General features: G+C 61.5%; 2 protein-coding genes. Both read right to left on the bottom strand.

Going from position 1 to position 798, the window contains the following annotated elements:
- Positions 1-73: 73 nt before the first annotated feature.
- A complete protein-coding gene (locus tag V6C16_RS14530; protein WP_333543598.1) occupies positions 74-535 on the bottom strand; it encodes a pyridoxamine 5'-phosphate oxidase family protein in 462 nt (153 codons plus the stop codon).
- On the bottom strand, positions 519-798 hold a 280-nt coding region (locus V6C16_RS14535; protein WP_333543599.1), incomplete at its 5' end, for a flavodoxin family protein. The genes V6C16_RS14535 and V6C16_RS14530, both read right to left, overlap by 17 nt.

A 798-nucleotide genomic window follows, 5' to 3' on the forward strand; every position in this document is an offset into this window, starting at 1 on the left:
TACCGCTCACTGTGGCCTGCTCGCCGTACACGGATATGGTCGGGCATGGCCCGCAAATCCGTGCTCCGGCGATTCAGGCCGCGCCGGACGGCAGCCTGCGCCTGCCCGCCAGTTCTTCGATGTCAATGCGCACGATACACGTACGCCGTATGCTTGCAGGCGGCGTGGGCTGCGGACAGAGTGCCGCGTAACGGGCGGCGATGGCGTCAAGCGCCTGCCCTTTTTCGGCCTCGTCCTCAACAATGCGGGCAAGGCCCTTGCCGCAGAGCGATTTGAAGTAGGTGGTGGATTTTTCGCGGCTTATGCTTACGTCCGTCATGACGGTAAAGGCCACCCTGGGGTTCTGGCGGATACAGTCCAGTTTGCGCCCTGCAAGGGCACAGTGGATATAGATGGCCTGCCCCTGGCGGACAAAGTTCAGCGGCAGCACATAGGGGTAGTCTCCGTCATGCATGGCGAGACAAAGCTCGGCAGCAGCGGCAAAGACTTCATTAAAAAAAGCCGGATCGTTACACTCGCTATTTTTTTTGCGCACACATGGCTCCTTGTTGGCAGAAGGCGGCTGCCGCCTCCAGGCAGCGCCGCCAGGACTGTCCGGCGGCCTGCAAATCTTCCTTGTCGGGGTGGCGGGCGGCTTCCTGCAGGCGAGCCAGCCGCGCCGGAGTCATAGGGTGGGTTCCTTTGCGCTGCGAAGCGGCAATGACCCGGGGATTAACCTTGCCCTGACATAAAAAACCGTCCAGCACCGTATTGCCGTTTTCTTGCAGCAGGGCTTCGGCAGCCTGCGCGCAGCGCAAG

The sequence above is a fragment of the Desulfovibrio sp. 1188_IL3213 genome (genome assembly GCF_036763145.1).
In the GTDB taxonomy this organism is placed as follows: domain Bacteria; phylum Desulfobacterota; class Desulfovibrionia; order Desulfovibrionales; family Desulfovibrionaceae; genus Desulfovibrio.